14 protein-coding genes are annotated in these 18,383 nt (G+C 58.9%); 7 read left to right on the top strand and 7 right to left on the bottom strand.

Features of this window, described 5'->3' with window-relative positions; genetic code table 11:
• Nucleotides 1-53 precede the first annotated feature (53 nt).
• The 4 genes from glmS to dapF all read right to left on the bottom strand — a co-directional run bounded on the left by glmS (nucleotide 54) and on the right by dapF (nucleotide 5,058).
• Nucleotides 54-1,889, bottom strand: coding sequence for a glutamine--fructose-6-phosphate transaminase (isomerizing) (glmS, locus tag ACEVJK_RS10425; protein WP_147571429.1), 1,836 nt, complete (start codon nucleotides 1,887-1,889; stop codon nucleotides 54-56).
• 332 nt (nucleotides 1,890-2,221) lie between these two features.
• Complete coding sequence (locus ACEVJK_RS10420; RefSeq protein ID WP_340405515.1) at nucleotides 2,222-2,818, bottom strand: sugar O-acetyltransferase; 597 nt, start codon at nucleotides 2,816-2,818, stop codon at nucleotides 2,222-2,224.
• A 132-nt stretch (nucleotides 2,819-2,950) separates the two neighbouring features.
• Complete coding sequence (locus tag ACEVJK_RS10415) at nucleotides 2,951-4,174, bottom strand: LL-diaminopimelate aminotransferase (protein ID WP_374740516.1); 1,224 nt, start codon at nucleotides 4,172-4,174, stop codon at nucleotides 2,951-2,953.
• Nucleotides 4,175-4,266: 92 nt separating this feature from the next.
• On the bottom strand, nucleotides 4,267-5,058 hold the full coding sequence (dapF, locus tag ACEVJK_RS10410) for a diaminopimelate epimerase (protein WP_147571432.1): 792 nt from the start codon (nucleotides 5,056-5,058) through the stop codon (nucleotides 4,267-4,269).
• A 209-nt stretch (nucleotides 5,059-5,267) separates the two neighbouring features.
• Between dapF and ACEVJK_RS10405 the strand changes: the two genes are divergently transcribed.
• Nucleotides 5,268-7,382 carry a glutamine synthetase III gene (locus ACEVJK_RS10405; RefSeq protein WP_374740642.1) on the top strand — a complete coding sequence of 705 codons (2,115 nt, stop codon included), beginning with the start codon at nucleotides 5,268-5,270 and terminating at the stop codon, nucleotides 7,380-7,382.
• A gap of 288 nt (nucleotides 7,383-7,670) precedes the next feature.
• Here ACEVJK_RS10405 and nrdR read toward each other — a convergent pair whose 3' ends face one another.
• On the bottom strand, nucleotides 7,671-8,126 hold the full coding sequence (gene nrdR / locus ACEVJK_RS10400) for a transcriptional regulator NrdR (RefSeq protein ID WP_147571434.1): 456 nt from the start codon (nucleotides 8,124-8,126) through the stop codon (nucleotides 7,671-7,673).
• 192 nt (nucleotides 8,127-8,318) lie between these two features.
• Between nrdR and ACEVJK_RS10395 the strand changes: the two genes are divergently transcribed.
• The 3 genes from ACEVJK_RS10395 (at nucleotide 8,319) to ppk1 (ending at nucleotide 12,894) form a co-directional block, all read left to right on the top strand.
• Complete coding sequence (locus tag ACEVJK_RS10395) at nucleotides 8,319-9,722, top strand: alanine/glycine:cation symporter family protein (RefSeq protein ID WP_374740515.1); 1,404 nt, start codon at nucleotides 8,319-8,321, stop codon at nucleotides 9,720-9,722.
• A 107-nt stretch (nucleotides 9,723-9,829) separates the two neighbouring features.
• Complete coding sequence (locus ACEVJK_RS10390) at nucleotides 9,830-10,735, top strand: phosphatase (RefSeq protein WP_262668854.1); 906 nt, start codon at nucleotides 9,830-9,832, stop codon at nucleotides 10,733-10,735.
• A complete protein-coding gene (ppk1, locus tag ACEVJK_RS10385) occupies nucleotides 10,732-12,894 on the top strand; it encodes a polyphosphate kinase 1 (RefSeq protein WP_374740514.1) in 2,163 nt (720 codons plus the stop codon). The genes ACEVJK_RS10390 and ppk1 overlap by 4 nt, the downstream gene beginning before the upstream one ends.
• Before the next feature lie 14 nt (nucleotides 12,895-12,908).
• Here the strand turns inward: ppk1 and ACEVJK_RS10380 are convergent, their stop codons facing one another.
• Together ACEVJK_RS10380 and ACEVJK_RS10375 are read right to left on the bottom strand one after the other, a co-directional pair.
• Entirely contained in the window at nucleotides 12,909-13,595 is a 687-nt protein-coding gene (locus ACEVJK_RS10380; protein WP_374740513.1) for an RsiV family protein, read from the bottom strand.
• 90 nt (nucleotides 13,596-13,685) lie between these two features.
• Complete coding sequence (locus ACEVJK_RS10375; RefSeq protein ID WP_374740512.1) at nucleotides 13,686-15,512, bottom strand: LTA synthase family protein; 1,827 nt, start codon at nucleotides 15,510-15,512, stop codon at nucleotides 13,686-13,688.
• 390 nt (nucleotides 15,513-15,902) lie between these two features.
• Between ACEVJK_RS10375 and ACEVJK_RS10370 the strand changes: the two genes are divergently transcribed.
• The 3 genes from ACEVJK_RS10370 (at nucleotide 15,903) to ACEVJK_RS10360 (ending at nucleotide 18,372) form a co-directional block, all read left to right on the top strand.
• Nucleotides 15,903-16,778 (top strand): ABC transporter substrate-binding protein, encoded by an 876-nt coding sequence (locus ACEVJK_RS10370; protein WP_147571440.1) that lies wholly within the window; start codon nucleotides 15,903-15,905, stop codon nucleotides 16,776-16,778.
• 129 nt (nucleotides 16,779-16,907) lie between these two features.
• Complete coding sequence (locus tag ACEVJK_RS10365) at nucleotides 16,908-17,639, top strand: amino acid ABC transporter permease (RefSeq protein ID WP_147571703.1); 732 nt, start codon at nucleotides 16,908-16,910, stop codon at nucleotides 17,637-17,639.
• Between the two features lie 4 nt (nucleotides 17,640-17,643).
• Nucleotides 17,644-18,372 (top strand): amino acid ABC transporter ATP-binding protein, encoded by a 729-nt coding sequence (locus ACEVJK_RS10360; protein WP_147571702.1) that lies wholly within the window; start codon nucleotides 17,644-17,646, stop codon nucleotides 18,370-18,372.
• The last annotated feature ends 11 nt before the right edge of the window (nucleotides 18,373-18,383 follow it).

Genomic DNA, 18,383 nt, shown 5'->3' with positions numbered 1-18,383 from the left:
CACAGGGGAGCTCTTTTAACTTAATATCAGCCCGCTGTTGTCCAAACAGCAGCCTATTCCACTGTAACGCTCTTAGCCAAATTCCGGGGCTTATCGATGTCACAGCCCCGCATCAACGCCACATAGTACGCGAAAAGCTGGAGGGGCACCACGCCCAGAGAAGGCAGGAGCAGCTCATGGGTATCCGGGATGGTCATGACGCCGTCGGCGGTCTTTTCCATCTCCCCGCTGTGGCTCTCGGTGGTGAGGGCCAACACGTCGGCCCCACGGGCCTTTACCTCCACCACGTTGCTCATAGCCTTTTCAAAAAGCCTGTCGTATGTCCCCAGTGCCACCACCAGGGTCCCCTCCTCCACCAGGCTGATGGTACCGTGTTTCAGCTCACCGGAGGCGTAGGCCTCCGAGTGGATGTAGGAGATCTCCTTCAGCTTCAGCGACCCCTCCAGCCCTAGAGCATAGTCCAGGTTGCGGCCCATGAAGAAAATGGAGTTGTGGTTAAACCAGTGGGAGGCAAAGTACTGGATGCTGTCCCGTTCAGCCAGTACCCGCTCCATCTTGTCTGGCAGGCGGGTCATCTCATCCAAGATCGTGTGGTACTCCTCTGGGGCGACAGTGCCCAGCACTCTGGCAAACCACAGGGCCAGCAGGTCCAGCACCGCCAGTTGGGTGGAGTAACCCTTGGTGGTGGCCACGGCAATCTCCGGACCCGCCCAGGTGTACAGCACCTCGTCAGACTCTCGGGCGATGGAGCTGCCCACCACATTGACGATGGACAGAACCTTGGCCCCAAGCCGTTTGGCCTCCCGCAGGGCGGCCATGGTGTCCAGAGTCTCTCCCGACTGGCTGATGACTACCACCAGCGTACTCCCGTCTACGATGGGATCCATATACCGGAATTCAGAGGCCAGCGCCACCTCCACCGGCCTGCGGGTCAGCCGCTCCAGCACATATTTGCCCACCATGCCCACATGGTAGCTGGAGCCACAGGCCACAATGTACACCTTGCTCATCGCCCGGACATAGTCCTGACTGAGTCCAAAGTCCTCAAAGCAGACCTCTCCCTCCCGGATACGGGGCAGGATAGCCCGACGCAGAGCCTGGGGCTGCTCCATGATCTCCTTGAACATGAAGTGCTCATAACCGCCCTTCTCCGCCGCGTCGATCTCCCAGTCCACATAGGATATCTCTTTGTCCACAGGCTCCAACAGCCGGTCATAGCACTGGATGCCCTCCCGGGTCAGGACGGCCAGCTCTCCATCCTCCATATAGCCCACCCGCCGGGTATGCTTGATGATGGCCGTGACGTCGCTGGCCAGAAAATTGCATCCGTCTCCATACCCCAAGATCAGCGGGCTATCTTTTCGGACAGCGATGATCTGGTCCGGATAGTCGGCACACAGGATGCCAAGGGCATAGGCCCCTTGGATCCGGTGAAGCACCTGCCCCACCGCCTTCAGCAGATCCCCCTGATAGAAATACTCAATGAGCTGGGCCACCACCTCCGTATCCGTATCGGACAGGAAGGAAACGCCCTTACCCATCAAAAAGGACTTCAATTCCCCATAGTTTTCAATGATCCCGTTGTGGACCACGGCGATCTTGCCGCTTTGGCTCACCTGGGGATGGGAATTGACATCGCTGGGCGCCCCGTGGGTGGCCCAGCGGGTGTGACCGATGCCCACGGTGCCCTTGACCGCCGCCCCGTTCTGGAGCTGGTCGGCCAGCACCTTCAGCCGGCCCTTAGCCTTGTGGACAGAAAGGGTGTCCCGATCCTGGTCATAGACCGCCATCCCTGCCGAGTCATAGCCCCGGTACTCCAGTCGGGACAGTCCTTCCAGAAGAATGGGAGCCGCTTGCTCCTTGCCAATATAGCCTACAATTCCGCACATATTCTGTTTTCCTCCTGATTTCACACGTTTGATTTCTTCAAGAGGACAAACTCGCAGCCATTTGCCTCGTCCCCCGGTCACAGCCCCTCTGTTTTGCGGTCGCCCGCATATTTCTGACTGTGTCACGCACCCGGAGCCCGCACGGAGGGGCATCCGCCGAATCTTTCGATCATGGCCGGATATTGAAGGAAACAGTCCTTCCCAGCCATTTTCCCCTCTCCTCGTCGTCCCCCAGTTCAGCCGGGGGCACTGGCGCTTCTGATGGGCCCAAGCCCATAGTCCTCCTTTCTTTCTGCGACATTTGGTATATAAAAGCCTATTCAGCTCTCATATCAAGTCTTTGATTCCCTTGGAAATTGAATCGTCCCGTCCTCCTGGGTGATAGGCCGAACCGGACGGCAGGGATTGCCTGCCGCCAGCACATGGGGCGGGATGTTCCGGGTGACCACGCTTCCCGCGCCGATGACCGCCCCGTCCCCGATGGTCACTCCAGGCAGCACCGTCACTCCGCCGCCGAACCATACATCGCTGCCCACAGTGATGGGGGCGGCATACTCCCAGCCGGCCCGGCGCCGCTCCGCGTCCATCGGGTGGCTGGCCGTGTAAAAGCCGCAGTTGGGGCCGATCATCACGTTGTCCCCAAAGGTGACAGGCATACAGTCCAAAATGACGCAATTATGGTTGACATAAAAATTATCTCCCACTCGGATGTTATACCCGTAGTCGCACCAGAAGACCGAATTTACCACAATATTTCCTCCGGTGTGTCCAAAGAGTTGGGAAAGTACCCGCTCTCTGGCCGGACCGTCCCCGCTGGGCAGGACGTTGAGCTTCTCACACAAAGCCTTGGCCCTGTCCCTTTCCCAGACCAGCTCCGGGTCTCCGGCGTTATACAGGGCGCCAGAGAGCATCTTCTCCTTTTCCGTCATGGTTCACCCTCCTTTCCAAGCCGTCCTCTGCATTATAGTACGCGGTCACCTGTCCCGTAAAGAAAAAATTGCCGTGGACAGGGAAACGCGCGCGGAAGATGACTCCCCCGCGTGCGTTCTCCCTCTGTGCGTTTACTTGTCCAGCATGGCTCGGATGCGGTCCGCCGCTTCCTGGGTGGCGTCCGCGTCTCCGAAGGCGGTCAAACGGATATAGCCCTCGCCGCTGGGACCAAACCCGGCGCCTGGGGTAGTGGCCACATTGGCCCGGTCTAACACCAGGTCAAAGAAGTCCCAGGAGCCCATGCCATCCGGCGTCTTGAGCCAGATATAGGGGGCGTTGACTCCGCCAAAGCACTCCAGCCCGGCGGCGGACAGCCCCTCCCGGATGACCTTGGCGTTGTTCTGGTAATAGGCGATGGCGGCGCGGGTCTGCTCTCTGCCCTCTGGGGTATAGATGGCCGCGGCTCCCCGCTGAATCACATAGGGGACACCGTTGAACTTGGTGCACTGACGGCGGTTCCACAGGCTGTTCAGCTTGACGCCCTGGCGCTCTAGTTCCATGGGCACCACGGTGTAGGCGCAGCGGTTGCCGGTAAAGCCGGCAGTCTTGGAGTAGGACCTGAACTCAATGGCACAGGTCCGGGCGCCTTCGATCTCAAAGATGGTGTGGGGAATCTCCTCCTCGGTGATAAATGCCTCGTAAGCCGAGTCATAGAGGATGACAGATCCGTTTTTGTTGGCGTAGTCCACCCAGGCCTTCAACTGCTCCCGGCTGGCCACAGCGCCAGTGGGATTATTGGGGAAGCAGAGATAAATGATATCCGCTTTCTCCTTGGGGGGCTCCGGGGAAAAACCGTTGGACTCCACACAGGGCATGTAGACCAGCCGATCCCACTTGCCTAACTCCTCCTGATAGCTGCCGGCCCGGCCAGCCATGGCATTGGTGTCCACATAGACGGGGTAGACCGGGTCACAGACGGCCACAATGTTGTCTACTCCAAAGATGTCCCCGATGTTGCCGCAGTCACTCTTGGCACCGTCGGACACAAAGATCTCCTCCGGCTTGATATCCACCCCGCGGGCGGCATAATCATGCTGGGCGATGGCCTGCCGCAGGAAGTCATAGCCCTGCTCCGGACCATAGCCGTGGAACCCCGCAAAAGTCCCCATCTCCTCCACGGCCTTCTGCATGGCCTGGATGACCGCTGGGGCCAGCGGCCGGGTCACATCTCCGATAGACAGCTTGATAATCCTGGCCTCCGGGTGGGCGGCGGAATAGACAGAGATGCGCCGGGCTACCTCAGAAAACAGGTAGCTGCCGGGCAGCTTCTGATAGTTCTCATTGATCTTTACCATGGTACCAACTCCTTCGTATGGCAGTTTCTAAGGTCTTAATGGTTGATATTATCCCTGATGTACAGGGGGTTGTCAATGGAAAACTGAAATTTTCATCCCATCTCTATCTCTCCCTCGAACACCGTCCGGGCTGGGCCGGTCATAAAGATCCGTCCCTCCCTCCACTCCAATCCCAGCGTCCCTCCGGGTAGACGAGCCTCCGCCCGACTTCCGCACAATCCCTGCTGTCTGGCCGCCTCAAAAGCGGCGCAGGCCCCGGTGCCGCAGGCTAGGGTGATCCCGCTCCCTCGTTCCCACACCCGGACGCGGAGATCATGCCCATCCTGACAGGACACAAATTCCACATTGGACCGCTCCCGCAGATTGGGATGACATTCCAGCACCGGGCCCAGTTCTTCCAGCCTGACCCTCTCTGGGTCTGGGCAGAAAATGACGGCGTGAGGGTTCCCCACTCCAACCTGGTGGACCGTGTACTGCTCCCCCATCGCCTCCAGCTCCACCTCTGGATAGAGAATCGCCTGCCCCATGTCTACGGTGACCTGTTCCGCCTTCCCTCCCCGCACCGCCAGCTCTAGCCCACGGGGGCCGGCATCGGTGTCAATAGTCAGGCAGGTCTTCCGGGTCAGCTTCCTGTCATAGACGTACTTGCCCACACAGCGGATGCCGTTCCCACACATGGCCCCCCGAGAACCGTCGGCATTGTACATCTCCATGGTAAAATCTCCGGTCCGCCCTGGTTTGATACAGATCAGTCCGTCCGCGCCCACTCCGAAGTGCCGGTCAGACAACCGGACTGCCAGAGTCGGTAAATCCTCCGGCTCCCCTTCCATGCAGTTTACATAAATATAGTCGTTGCCCAGCCCCTCCATCTTTGTAAAACGCATATTCTCGCCCCTTTCTGGGGTGAAGGTGCGCAAGCGCCGCCACCCCGGTCCAGCCTATGCGTCCCCCTCTCCTCTCATGCCGCCCTCCGGGTGGCCCCTTTGTGGATTTTCTCTACAACTTCTTTTGGCTCCGACGGGATATTTGCAAGATTTTTTCTTGCCATAGGGGGGAGAGATAGGCTATTATGGTAGTAATTTGAAAGGGGCTGATCAGCTTGAGCGACTGTATCACTGAAATTTTTGCTTCCAACGTATTCAGCAGAACCGTCATGCAGGAACGCCTGCCCAAAAAGGTATACGCCGAATTGGTAGATGTGATGGATAACGGCGGCAACATCTCCATGGCCACCGCTGACATCGTGGCCACTGCCATGAAGGACTGGGCCGTGGAAAAGGGCGCTACCCACTACGCCCACTGGTTCCAGCCCCTTACCGGCATCACCGCCGAGAAGCACGACTCCTTCCTCACGCCGCCGCAGGACAGCAGAACCCTGCTTCAGTTCACCGGCAAGCAGCTGATCATGGGAGAGCCAGACGCCTCCTCCTTCCCCTCCGGCGGCCTCCGGGCCACCCACTACGCCCGGGGCTACACGGCCTGGGACATGACCTCCCCCGCCTTTGTCAAGGAGATGTCCTGCGGCACCGTCCTGTGCATCCCCACCATCTTCGTGTCCTACACCGGCGATGCCTTGGATAAGAAGACCCCCCTCCTCCGGTCCATGGAGGCCATCAACACCCAGGCTCTGCGCATCCTGCGGCTGTTCGGCAACACCCAGGCAAAAAAAGTTACCCCCTCCGTAGGGGCCGAGCAGGAGTATTTCTTGGTAGACCGGGACAAGTACCTCAAGCGCCGTGACTTGATCTATACCGGCAGAACGCTCTTCGGGGCTCCGGCCCCCAAGGGGCAGGAGATGGACGACCAGTATTTCGGCGTGATCCGCCCACGGGTGGGCGAATTTATGGCTGACCTGAACCGGGAGCTGTGGAAATTGGGGATTCCCGCCACCACCCAGCACAACGAGGCCGCCCCCGCCCAGCATGAACTGGCCCCCATCTATACCACCTGTAACCTGGCCGTTGATCAGAACCAACTGACCATGGAGACCATGAAGCGGGTGGCCACTCGCCACGGCCTGGTCTGCCTGCTCCACGAAAAGCCCTTCGTGGGGGTCAACGGCTCTGGCAAGCACAACAACTGGTCCATCTCCACCGATCAGGGGGAGAACCTGCTGGCTCCAGGCGACACGCCCAACGAAAACCTCCAGTTCCTGCTGGTGCTGGCCTGTATCATGAAGGCGGTGGACGACCACGCCGACCTGCTGCGCTGCTCCGCCTCCTGCGTGGGTAACGAGAGCCGTCTGGGCGCTCAGGAAGCCCCGCCCGCCATCATCTCTATCTTCCTGGGGGACCAGTTGGACGACGTGGTGGCACAGATCGTGTCCAACTCTGAATCCATCAAGCTGCTGGCCAGCGGCAAGCTGGACTCCGGCGTATCCACTATCCCTGTCCTGGACAAGGACGGCACCGACCGGAACCGCACCTCCCCCTTCGCCTTCACTGGCAACAAGTTTGAGTTCCGCATGGTGGGCTCCTCCGACTCCATCGCTGAGGCCAATGTGGCCCTGAACGCCATCGTGGCCGAGGCTTTCTGCCAGGCTGCCGATATCCTGGAGGGGGCCGAGGACTTTCACGGGGCATGCTCCAGGCTGATCCACGACTGGATGAGCCAGCATCAGCGCATCATCTTCAACGACGACGGCTATTCTGATGAGTGGGTGGCCGAGGCTGTCCGCCGGGGCCTGCCCAACCTCCCCTCTATGGTGGATGCCATCCCCGCCCTCACCACCCCCAAGGCCGAGGAGCTGTACTCCAAGTTCGGCATCTACACCAAGACCGAGCTGGAGGCCCGGGCGGAGATCATGTACGAAACCTATGTGAAGATGATCAAGATCGAAGCCAACACCATGATCCATATGGCCTCCAAGCACTACATCCCCACCGCTATCGCCTATACCACCCGGCTGGGCCAGTCCATAGCCGCTGTGGCCTCCGGCTGTCCCCAGGCCGACCTCACCGTCCAACGCAAGCTGCTCATCCAAGTCAGCTCCTATCTGGCCGACGCCTCCGCCGCCCTGGACCAGCTCAAACCTCTGATGGACCGTGTGGACACCATCCAGGACATCAAGGAGATGGCCCACGCCTATCACGACGCTGTTGTGCCCGCTATGGCCGCCCTCCGCCACCCGGTGGATGAGCTGGAGCTTCTGGTGGATAAGGACCTGTGGCCTGTCCCCACCTACGGTGACCTCCTTTTCGAAGTATGATCTTGTCCGCAACATGAAGAGACCTCCCCGCCGCCGGCGGGGAGGTCTCTTATTTCCCTTGTTCCCGTCCCAACAAAAACCGTCATAATGAGCCACGAAAAGTGTGGTACTGAATGGGGTGGATAAAGGTGCGGAGGGGGCGGATATCGTTGTTGTATCCTTCCTATTCATGGACATTCAAACAAAAAAGCCCGAGGCGCTCTTCCTCTGCGCCCCGGGCTCCGCTTTCCTGCGACTATCCGGTTTTTATGGGTCATCTTGTCGTTTTTTTCTGGGTAGCGGACATCCCTATTTGTCCTCCAGCAGCTTGTTCAGCTCATGCATGAAGGTGTTGATGTCCTTGAATTGACGGTACACCGAGGCGAAGCGGACATAGGCCACCTCGTCGATTTTCTTCAGCCGCTCCATGACCAGCTCGCCCACTTCGGAGGAGCTGATCTCCCGCTCCATCTTGTTCTGGAGGACCTGCTCGATCTCATTGACCATCTCCTCCAGCATATGGTAGGGCACTGGGCGCTTCTCACAGGCCCGGATCAGGCCGCTGAGTACCTTGTTCCGGTCAAAGCTCTGGCGGCTGCCGTCCTTTTTCACCACCATCAGGGGAAGGCTCTCCATAGTCTCATAGGTGGTGAACCGCTTGTGGCAAGATAGACACTCCCGGCGGCGGCGGATGCTGGCCCCCTCGTCCGCGGGGCGGGAATCCACGACCTTGCTCTCCAAATAGGCACAGTAGGGACACTTCATACCACATACCTCCCAGGTATTGTCTTTCTCTCCGCCATCTCTCGCGGTCCCGACGAAGGAGCAGGGCAAAATCAAGTTTTTATAACCATTATATGGTTATTATAACACAGCAGGCCAGAACTAGACAAGGGTAAAAAACAGGACTGTCCCCCTCTTTTCCGGCATATCTGTGGTAGAGCGAGGTGATACGATATGGAATTTCTAGCCCGTCTGACAGACTTCATCTGGTCGCCCTGGCTGTTGGGGCTGTTTCTTCTTACCGGCCTGGTCTACTCTCTGGGTTCCGGTTTCTTTCAAATCTTCGGTTTCCGCCTGTGGCTGCGCTCCACGCTCGGTTCCCTGTTCCATGGTAGGAAAAAAGCGGGGGGCGGCCTGTCCTCCCTCCAAGCTCTGGCCACCGCCCTGGCCTCCACCATGGGAACGGGCTCCATCGCCGGGGTGGCCACCGCCCTGACCCTGGGCGGGCCTGGGGCCGTTTTCTGGATGTGGATCTCAGCCCTGCTGGCTATGATGACAGGCTGTGGTGAGAAGCTGCTGGCCGTAAAGTATCAGCGGCCGGCTCCCGGCGGGGGACTCCAGGGCGGGCCCATGTTTTACCTGCGGGACGGCGTGGGCTCTCCTCTGCTTGCAGGTTGGTTTGCTCTGGCCTGTTTGCCCGCTACCCTGGCCGGGGGCAACTTAGTTCAGTCCTCCTCCATCGCCCTCTCCCTGGAGGCCGCCTTCGGCCTGGAGCGGGTCTGGGTAGGCGTGGTCACCACCCTGCTGGCAGGACTGGTGATGGTGGGCGGCATCGGCCGCATCGCCAAGGTATCCTCCGCCCTGGTCCCAGCCATGGCTCTGCTCTATCTGGGCAGCGGCTCTCTTGTACTGGCCGGCAACTGGCGGGCTATCCCTGAAGCTGTGGAGCTCATCTTTACCTGCGCCCTGTCCCCCTCCGCCGCTCTGGGCGGCGGAGCCGGCTGGACGGTGGCCTCCGCCCTGCGGTACGGGGTGGCACGTGGAGTGTTTACCAACGAGGCGGGGCTGGGCACCTCTGCCATGGCCCACGGGGCCGCCCAGGTGGACCACCCTGCCCGACAAGGAATGTGGGGTATCTTTGAGGTATTTCTATCTACGCTGGTGGTATGTACCGTCACCGCTCTTACCATCCTGGTCAGCGGCGCGTGGGAACCGGCGAATCCATCCATGCTGACGGGTGCCCCGCTTACCGCCGCCGCCTTCGGCTCTGTACTAGGCCGGGCCGGGGAGGGGGTGGTAGCCCTGTCCCTCCTCCTCTTTGCCTTCTCCTCTATCCTAGGCTGGAGCTACTACGGACAGCAGTGCCTGCGCTATCTCTCAGGGAGTGATCGCCTACTCCCGGCCTATCGGACGGTTTTTCTGGCCTGTACTCTGGCCGGCGCTCTGTGGGAGCCGGGCGCTATCTGGCTGCTGGTGGACCTGTCCAACGCCCTGATGGCCCTTCCCAATCTGGCCGCCCTCCTTATGCTGGCCCCTGAGGCTCTCTCCACCCTGCGGCAGTGGACAGAGCTGCGGCACGCAAATTTAACCTCCATTTTACCATTTCATCAAAGAAAACCCCACCATGATATGCTATAATAAAATTTATCCGCCTGCCCCGGTTTGGCAGAGAGGATCGCTTTATTTTTGTCAGATCTGGGAACACTGTACCCATCGATCTTTCATATGGGAAAGGGGTATCTGCCATGATACACGGCGTAGTAGACCTTGGCTCCAATACGGTTCGACTGTCCATCTATCAGTGCGAGGAGGGCAGCGCCAGGCTGCTGATGAACCGCAAGGTGACCGCCGGTCTGGCCGACTATGTAGAGGGGGGCACCATGACGCCCCAGGGCATTCAGACTGCCAGCCAAATCCTGATGGAATATCAGGATCTGATGAAAAACCTGGGCTTTGACCAGCCTCATGTCTTTGCCACCGCCTCCCTGCGCAACATCTCCAATACCGAGGACGCTGTGGCCCAGCTCCAGCGGGACACCGGCCTGTCCGTGGATGTGTTGTCTGGAGCGGAGGAGGCCCGTCTCTCCTACCTGGGGGCTGTCAGCCCCACTGGGCCTAACAGCGGCCTGCTCATCGACCTGGGCGGCGGCTCCACCGAGCTAGTCCACTATCGGGAGGGACAGATCTTGTCCTCCTGCTCCCTCCCTCTGGGTTCCCTATCCCTGTTTAGCCAGTATGTCGCTCACCTACATCCCACAGGGAAGGAGCGGAAGGCCATCCGGGCCCATATCAGGGAGCAGCTGGACCACTTTGTCCCCGCTCCCCCTTCTATCCCCCAGGCCTGCGGGGTGGGCGGTACGGCCCGTGCGGCCTGTAAGGTGGCAAACCGCCTGTTTGGCCGCCCTCAGAACTGCCATACCCTGTCCGCCCAGGAGCTTCGCCGCCTGCTGAAAACTCTGAAAAAGCCGGACCACGACCACCTGCATCTGCTGCTCAAGGCCGCCCCTGACCGCATCCACACGCTGATCCCCGGCCTTCTAGTGCTGGACACAGTGGCGCAGGCCTACCAGCTTCAAGAGATTTTGGTCAGTTCCTGTGGCGTCCGGGAGGGCTACCTCCACCACAGGGTACTAAAGGGGGAAGCGGGATGAGCCTTCCAACGGACTACCGGTATACCCAGGACCGTGAGCTGTCCTGGCTGAAATTTAATGAGCGTGTACTGGCTGAGGCCAGGGACGAGTCCGTTCCCCTGATGGAGCGGCTGAAATTCGCCGCCATTTTTACCAGCAACCTGGACGAGTTCTTCATGGTTCGGGTGGGTTCTATTACTGATATGGCCCTGGTGAAAGAGGAGCACATAGACAATAAGAGCGGCCGCACCCCCCAGCAGCAGTTGGAGGCCATCTTCAAGGCGGTCCCTCCCCTGTACAAGCAGCGGGACAAGGTCTTTGACCAGTTAGACCTGCGGCTGCGCTCCTGTAACATCTGCCGGCTGTCTATGGAACAGCTGGACAGCAAGGCCAGGAAGCAGGCGGACAGTTGGTTTCAAAGCCAGGTGCGCCCCATCCTCTCCCCACTGGTGGTAGACCTGCACCACCCCTTCCCCCACCTGCCCAACAAGGGGCTGGCGGTGGCCCTATGCCTAAAGCGGGACGGCCGGGACTCCTTTGGCTTTCTCCCTGTCCCCACCAGCCTGCCCCCCTTTCTGCGGTTGGAGGAGCGGGGCTTGCACTACATTCTTCTGGAGGATCTTCTTCTCTCCTACGCTGACCAGATCTTCGACCAGTTCACAGTCACGGAAAAGGCCGTGGTGGCCGTCACCCGGAACGCGGATATCAGCCCGGAGGACGAGAGCTATGATGTAGATGAGGATTTCCGCCAGCACATGCGAAAACTGGTCAAAAAGCGGGCCCGCCTCTCTCCGGTCCGGCTGGAGTTCCAGGGGGGAAAGGGGGATAAGCTCATCCCATTTCTCTGCCAGCGCCTGGGCTTAAACCGGGATCAGGTCTTTAAGACCCGCTGTCCCATCCGCCTGGAGTATGCCTATGCCCTGGCCGCCCTCCTGCCGGCTGAAAGCGCGGCCGCCCTGTGTGACCCGCCCTTCTCCCCTCGCTTTCCCGCCTGCCTGGACCCCCAGAGACCCATCTTGCCCCAGGTATTGGAACGGGACGTCCTTCTTTTCTATCCCTTCGAGCAGATGGACCCCTTTCTCCACCTGATTCGGGAAGCTGCCTTTGACCCCCAGGTAGCCTCCATCAAAATCACTATCTACCGTCTGGCCTCCCGAGCCAAACTGGCTGAATATCTGTCCGCCGCCGCGGAGAACGGCAAGGATGTCACCGTACTCATGGAACTGCGGGCTCGGTTCGACGAGCAGAACAACATTCGCTGGGCCGAGCGGATGGAGGAGGCAGGCTGCACCCTCCTCTACGGCTCCGAGGCGCTCAAGGTCCACTCCAAGATCTGTCTCATCACCCGCCGGACCAAAGCCGGAGTCCAATATATCACCCAAGTTGGTACGGGCAACTACAACGAAAAGACCGCCAAACTCTATACCGACCTATCCCTCATAACCGCTGACCCGGTCATTGGGGCGGACGCCGCCGCCTTCTTTCAGAACATGGCTATCGGCAATTTCCATGGAGAATACCAGCGCCTGCTGGCCTCTCCCCTTGGCCTTCGGGACAGAGTCATGGCCCTCATCGACCGAGAGATCGCCAAGGGCAGCCAAGGCTACCTCTTTTTCAAGCTCAACTCTATCACCGACCGAACGCTCATTGACAAGCTGGCCCAGGCTTCCCAGGCCGGGGTGGAGGTCGTCATGAACGTCCGGGGCATCTGCTGCCTGATGCCGGGGGTACCGGGACTGACTGACCGGATCACTGTCTTTTCCATCGTTGGTCGGTATCTAGAACACAGCCGCATCTATCAATTCGGCCGGGGTGAGGAGGCGGACCTGTACATCTCCTCTGCCGACTTCATGACCCGGAATACAGAGCGCCGAGTGGAGCTGGCCTGTCCGGTTCTGGACCCCTGGGTTCGAGGGCGGCTGTTCCACATCATTGACCTGCTCCAGCGGGACAACGCCAAGGCCCGGGAACTGAAGCCGGGCGGCGGCTACCATCCCCGTGAGGCAAACGGACAGGAGCCGGTCAACTGCCAGGAGGTATTTCAGCAGGAAACCGTTTCTCCCCCTGTCCTCCCTCCCCTCCACAGCAGCAGCTCAAGGGCAAATCGGAACAGGCTCCCCGCCTGGCTTCGTCGGCTCCTTCCCAGAAAAAGGGAACGCAGAGGGCCCAGGTCCGAGTGACCTGGGCCCTCTGCTTATGCTTCCGGCCGCTCCTCCCGTTCTGCCAGTGGGAAACGGAACACCGGGGTTCCCTCGGCCGCCGGGGCGATGGCGCACTGGGGAAAGGCAAATGCCAACTCCCCATCCTGCAGCCAGAAGTCACGGCTGGGCAGCAGCTTTCCTATGTATTTCTCCCAGCCCTGGTCCAGAAAGCAATCTCCACCTGTCCGGCGGGCCTCTCCCTGCTCTCGAATGGCGGCGGTCAGCCTGCCTTTCCACCGCCTCTCCCCAGGAAAAAAGCGTTTCAGGGGCTCTGGCCTCCCCTCTCTCACCTTCCACACATCTCCCCAGGTCACCCGGCAGGGCTTTCCGTCCCCACGGACCTCCTCTCCCTCCAGCCGGATGGACAGCAGCCCACCCTCCAAGGCGGTCACCTCTCCTCCCAGCCGCCCCGTCCAGCACTGGAAGGGACGGGACCGCTCCCGCTTCTGGGCGAAAGAGAGGCAGGCGGCTAGGTACACCTCTCTCTGCCACCGCTGTTTCCAGGATCGGGCCAGCCGGTCGTAGTAACGACTGATCCACCGGCCGCTCAGGCCGGCGTTTTGGACCTCCGGCCAGGACAGGGTATATTCCAGCACCGGCTCCCCCTCCAGGGTCAGGCTCCCCTTCTCCTCATGCCACAGGACCTGGGGCTCTGTCCGCCCCGCTCCCCTTTCCTTCATAGCGGTCCCTCCTCTATCCTTCTTGGTACATCCTATGTACCACCAGAGCGAAGGGTGAGAGAGGGGGGCGCCGCAGCGCCCCCCTCTTGGTCAGTTCAGGCAGAACATGGGGCGTGCTTCGTCAAACAGGTCCACCATGCCGCAGTAATTCAATACCTCGTACTTTCGGAGCCACTCCCGCTGCTCCTCGTTCAATTCCTTTTCCTCCAAAAATTCTCCACCCGCCGTGCAAAAGCCTACCGGAGTGACTGCCGGCAGCACCTCGTAGCAGTCGGCCAAAAACTCCATATAACCCGTCAGCGGCAGTCCAGCGGTCTGGGCAGTCAGCACTCCCAGATAGTTGGGGCTGATGACCACGTCTCTCCGCTCCTCGATATCGTAGTTGGCCCAGATGAAGAAGGGAACAGCATACTGCCGCATGACCTCCTCGGTGGTCCGCTCTGACAGCTTCTTGCCGTACAGTTGCTCATAAAAGGCATTTTTCAAAGGGGGCTGGTGGTCACCGAAGAAAACGATTAATGTGGGCTCCTCACACTGACTATAATAAGCGATCAGCTCCTCCAGGGCCTTGTCACTCTCCCGGGCCAGAGCCATATACTGTTCCGCTGTGCTGTCCGCCTGTTTCAGTTCGTCCGGCAGGAGGATAGTCCGCTCCAGATTGTTCCATCCCTGGGCGTATCCGCTGTGGTTCTGCATGGTCACGTTGAAGAAAAAGCTCCTATCCTCCTCCTCCGTGGTCTGGAAAATGGTCCGGTAGTCGGACAGGTCGGAAACATAGTGCCGGATATAGCAGGGTTGGACCACGTCCTCCTCATAGAGCTGGCTGTCAAAGTCCAGATAGTCATAGGCCAGCACTCGGTTCCACCCGGAGGACTTGTAGGGATGGAAAGCCGTAGTGTCATAGCCCTGGCTCCCAGCCAGGGCAGCCAAGGAGGGCATGTCCTCCTCCACATACAGCTGGTAGGCCACGGTGTGCGGAGGCTGGAACAGGCTGGTGAAGCCAGTCAAGAACTCAAACTCCACAGTGGCGGTCCCTCCGCCTGTCACCGGGGAGTACATCCAGCCTTGGATGGTGTTTTCTTCCATGGAATGGAGGAAGGGCAGAGGGTCCTCCGAGGGCGCAAAGCCGTCGAAGATGGAGAAGTCACCAAAGGACTCGTTCATGATGCCAATGATGTTTACTGGCCGCTCCCCCTGTGATGTCCCGTCTGTCCCTGGATACTCCTTCATCAGTTGGAGCACAGTTTCCTCCGAGTATCCCTCCGGCTCGTCCACCGAGGAGTAGCGCAGAGCGATGGTGAAGTTAAGTAAAAAGCCGTTGCGCTGAGTGACCCACTGCTGGGTATAGATTCCCAAGGCCGGGAGCATACCAGTGAAGAAAAAGGCATAACTGTACCCCAGCACGGCCGTCCACAGGACCAGGGCGAAGGGCAGGCGTATCTTGGCCCGTCTTGTCTGGGGAACGCAGAAAAACACCAGTGCCAGATAGGCCACCAGCAGGATAGCCGCCTGGGTAATATAGAGGTCTGGAGAGTAGTCAAAGCCATCCGCCACATTGGCGGCGGTGCGCCACCCGGTGATATCCGCTGGAAACAGGATACGGCCCCGGAACCGTAGGACATAGTGGTTGACCAGCCCGAAAGTGAAGGCCAGGCAGGCCCCCAGAGCGGCGGCCCGGCGGTTTCTGCCCAGGACAAGCCGCAGAACGAAAAATAGGCCGTAGTACCACACCAGGTTCATCAGGACCTGCCAGCCATCCAGATCGGAAAATATGTCGTTTTCATTCAGGATCTCCACCATCCACAGACAGGCCCAGGGACCCAGCAGAAATACCAGCCGGGACAGCCATTTGCCGGGCCGCTCCCTCATGTCAGCCAGCAGACGGGGAAAAGTATCTTTGTACAGCAGTGCTTTCATTATGTTCCTCCAACGGCCCTCAAAACCGCTATTTTATAGCATAACTCCCTCGTGGGAAAATGCAAGGGTTCTGTTCCTAATTTCATAAAAAATTTAGATTTTTTCTTCAGGCGCCCAAGTATATAGACGCAGGCCAGAACGAAATGTTGCGCAGAGGCCGCAGATTTTTTATTCATTTGATTTTGAATATTCATTTTGTCTCATCACTCGGTCTACTTCTTTTGAAATTTTGATATATCGTGTCTTAATAATCAATTTTTTACCCAAAAATTAAAAAGTTTCATTCACAATTTTGCATATTTATCTATTGACGAAAAATAGTCTCTGGGGTATACTCATCACAACGTCCCGAATCAGTCCGGGGCCCCATTGAAAAGGAGATTTTTAAACATGAAAAAACTGCTTGCTTTGACCATGGCTTTGGCCATGTCCCTGTCTCTGGCCGCCTGTGGCAACAGTGGTGACCAGAGCGCCCCTGGCTCTGCCAGCTCCAACGGCAGCGCCTCCACCTCCCAGTCTGACGCCAGCACCTCCACCGGCGATGCCAGCAGCGCCGGTGACGCCTCCTTCACCACTGTGGAGGAGGGCAAGCTGATCATGGCCACCAACGCCACCTTCCCTCCCTATGAGTACATCGAGGGCGGTCAGGTAGCCGGCATCGACGCCGAGATCATCACCGCTGTGGCCGAGAAGCTGGGCCTGGAGCCTGTCATCGAGGACATGGAGTTCGACGCTGTTATTGAGGCTGTCAAGGGCGGCAAGGCCGACATCGGCCTGGCCGGTATGACCGTCACCCCCGACCGTGCCGCTGAAGTGGACTTCACCGTCAGCTATGCTACCGGTGTTCAGGTCGTCATCGTGACGGAAGATTCCGCCATTACCAGCGTAGACGACCTGTTCGCTGAGGGCGCCAACTATGTGGTCGGCGTACAGCGCAACACCACCGGCGACATTTACGCCACTCAGGATATCGAGGACGCCGGCCTGGGCACCATCGACCGGTACAGCAAGGCTTCTGACACCGTGCAGGCCCTGGTGTCCGGCAAAGTGGACTGCGTGATTATCGACAACGAGCCCGCTAAGGCCTTCGTGTCCGAGATCGACGGTCTGAAGATCCTGGACACTGAGTACATCACCGAGGACTACGCCGCCGCCATGAATAAGGAGAATACCGCCCTGTACGATGCTGTGAATACCGCGATGCAGGAGCTGCTGGACGACGGCACCATCCAGAGCATCATCGACAAGTACATCACCGCCGACTGATTTTCGTGATAAATACATAGACCGGCAAGGGGCCCAGGACACTGGACCCCTTGCTTTTCAAGTGAGGAGAGGAGCAGAATGGGACCATCGGCATCTAAGTTGTGGCCTACTGTAGCCCCGGACTGGATCATGAACGGCCCGGAATGGCTCAATGATTTGGGCTATGACATCTATAAAAGCCTGATTTTTGACGACCGCTACATGATGTTTGTGGACGGTCTGATCAACACACTGAAGCTCACTGCCATGGCCCTGATCCTGGGCGTGATCCTGGGCGTGGTCGTGGCCTTGATCCGGGTCACCTGGGATAAGACCTGCCTGGAGATACGTGGGCCCCGGCGGATCGTCCTGGCCATTGCCAATTTCGCCGCCAAAGTCTATTTGACCGTCATCCGCGGCACCCCCGTGATCGTCCAGCTGCTCATTTTGTACTATGTGGTCTTTGCCTCCAGCCGGAACAAGCTGCTGGTAGGCGCCCTGTCCTTCGGCATCAACTCCGGCGCCTATGTGGCAGAGATCATCCGCAGCGGCATCATGTCCATCGACCCCGGCCAGATGGAGGCGGGCCGCTCCCTTGGCTTTGGGTATGTGGCCACCATGCGGCACATCATCCTGCCCCAGGCCTTTAAGAATGTACTGCCGACTCTGGCCAACGAATTTATTGTCCTGTTGAAGGAAACAGCCGTGGCTGGCTATGTGGGGCTGAATGATCTGACCTATGTGGGCAATATCATTGGCGGCAACGCCTATGACTACCTCTTCCCCCTGCTCATCTCCGCGCTGGTCTATCTAACTCTGGTCATGTTCTTCACCTTCCTGGTAGGAAAGCTGGAGAGGAGGTTGAGAAACAGTGAACGATAATGTGATCATCCAAGCCGAAAAGGTGCAAAAGTACTTCAACGGCGGTGCGATCAAGGCCCTAGACGGCGTTTCCGCCCAAATACAAAAGGGCGAGGTAGTCGTGGTCATCGGCCCCTCCGGGTCAGGGAAGTCCACCTTCTTGCGCTGCTTAAACCTCCTGGAGCTCCCCACTGGAGGTAAAATATTCTTCAAAGGTGCCGATATCACGAACCCCAAGGCGGACATCAACCTGTACCGTCAAAAAATGGGCATGGTATTCCAGCATTTCAACCTGTTTCCTCACATGACCATCCTGAAAAATATGACTCTGGCCCCTACACAGCTTCTGAAAAAGAGCAGGGAGGCGGCCGAGGCCCAGGCCATGACCCTGCTGGAACGGGTAGGGCTGGCGGACCGAGCCAGCGCCTACCCCAGCCAGCTCTCCGGTGGCCAGAAGCAGCGGATCGCCATTGTCCGGGCACTTTGTATGGACCCGGAGGTCATGCTTTTTGACGAGCCCACCTCCGCTTTGGACCCGGAGATGGTAGGCGAGGTTCTGGACGTTATGAAGGAGCTGGCGCAGGATGGTATGACCATGGTGGTGGTCACCCATGAGATGGGCTTTGCCCGTGAGGTGGGCAGCCGGGTGCTGTTCATGGACGGCGGACAGATCCTGGAGGAAAATGAGCCCAAGGCCTTTTTTGACCATCCCCAGCATCCCCGCACCCAGCTCTTTTTGTCCAAGGTACTATAAGAATAAACGAA

The organism is Flintibacter sp. P01028 (genome assembly GCF_041925235.1).
Taxonomy (GTDB): Bacteria; Bacillota; Clostridia; order Oscillospirales; family Oscillospiraceae; genus Lawsonibacter; species Lawsonibacter aceti.
Note: the sequence above shows the minus strand (reverse complement) of the source record. Positions and strands in the feature narration are given on the sequence as shown.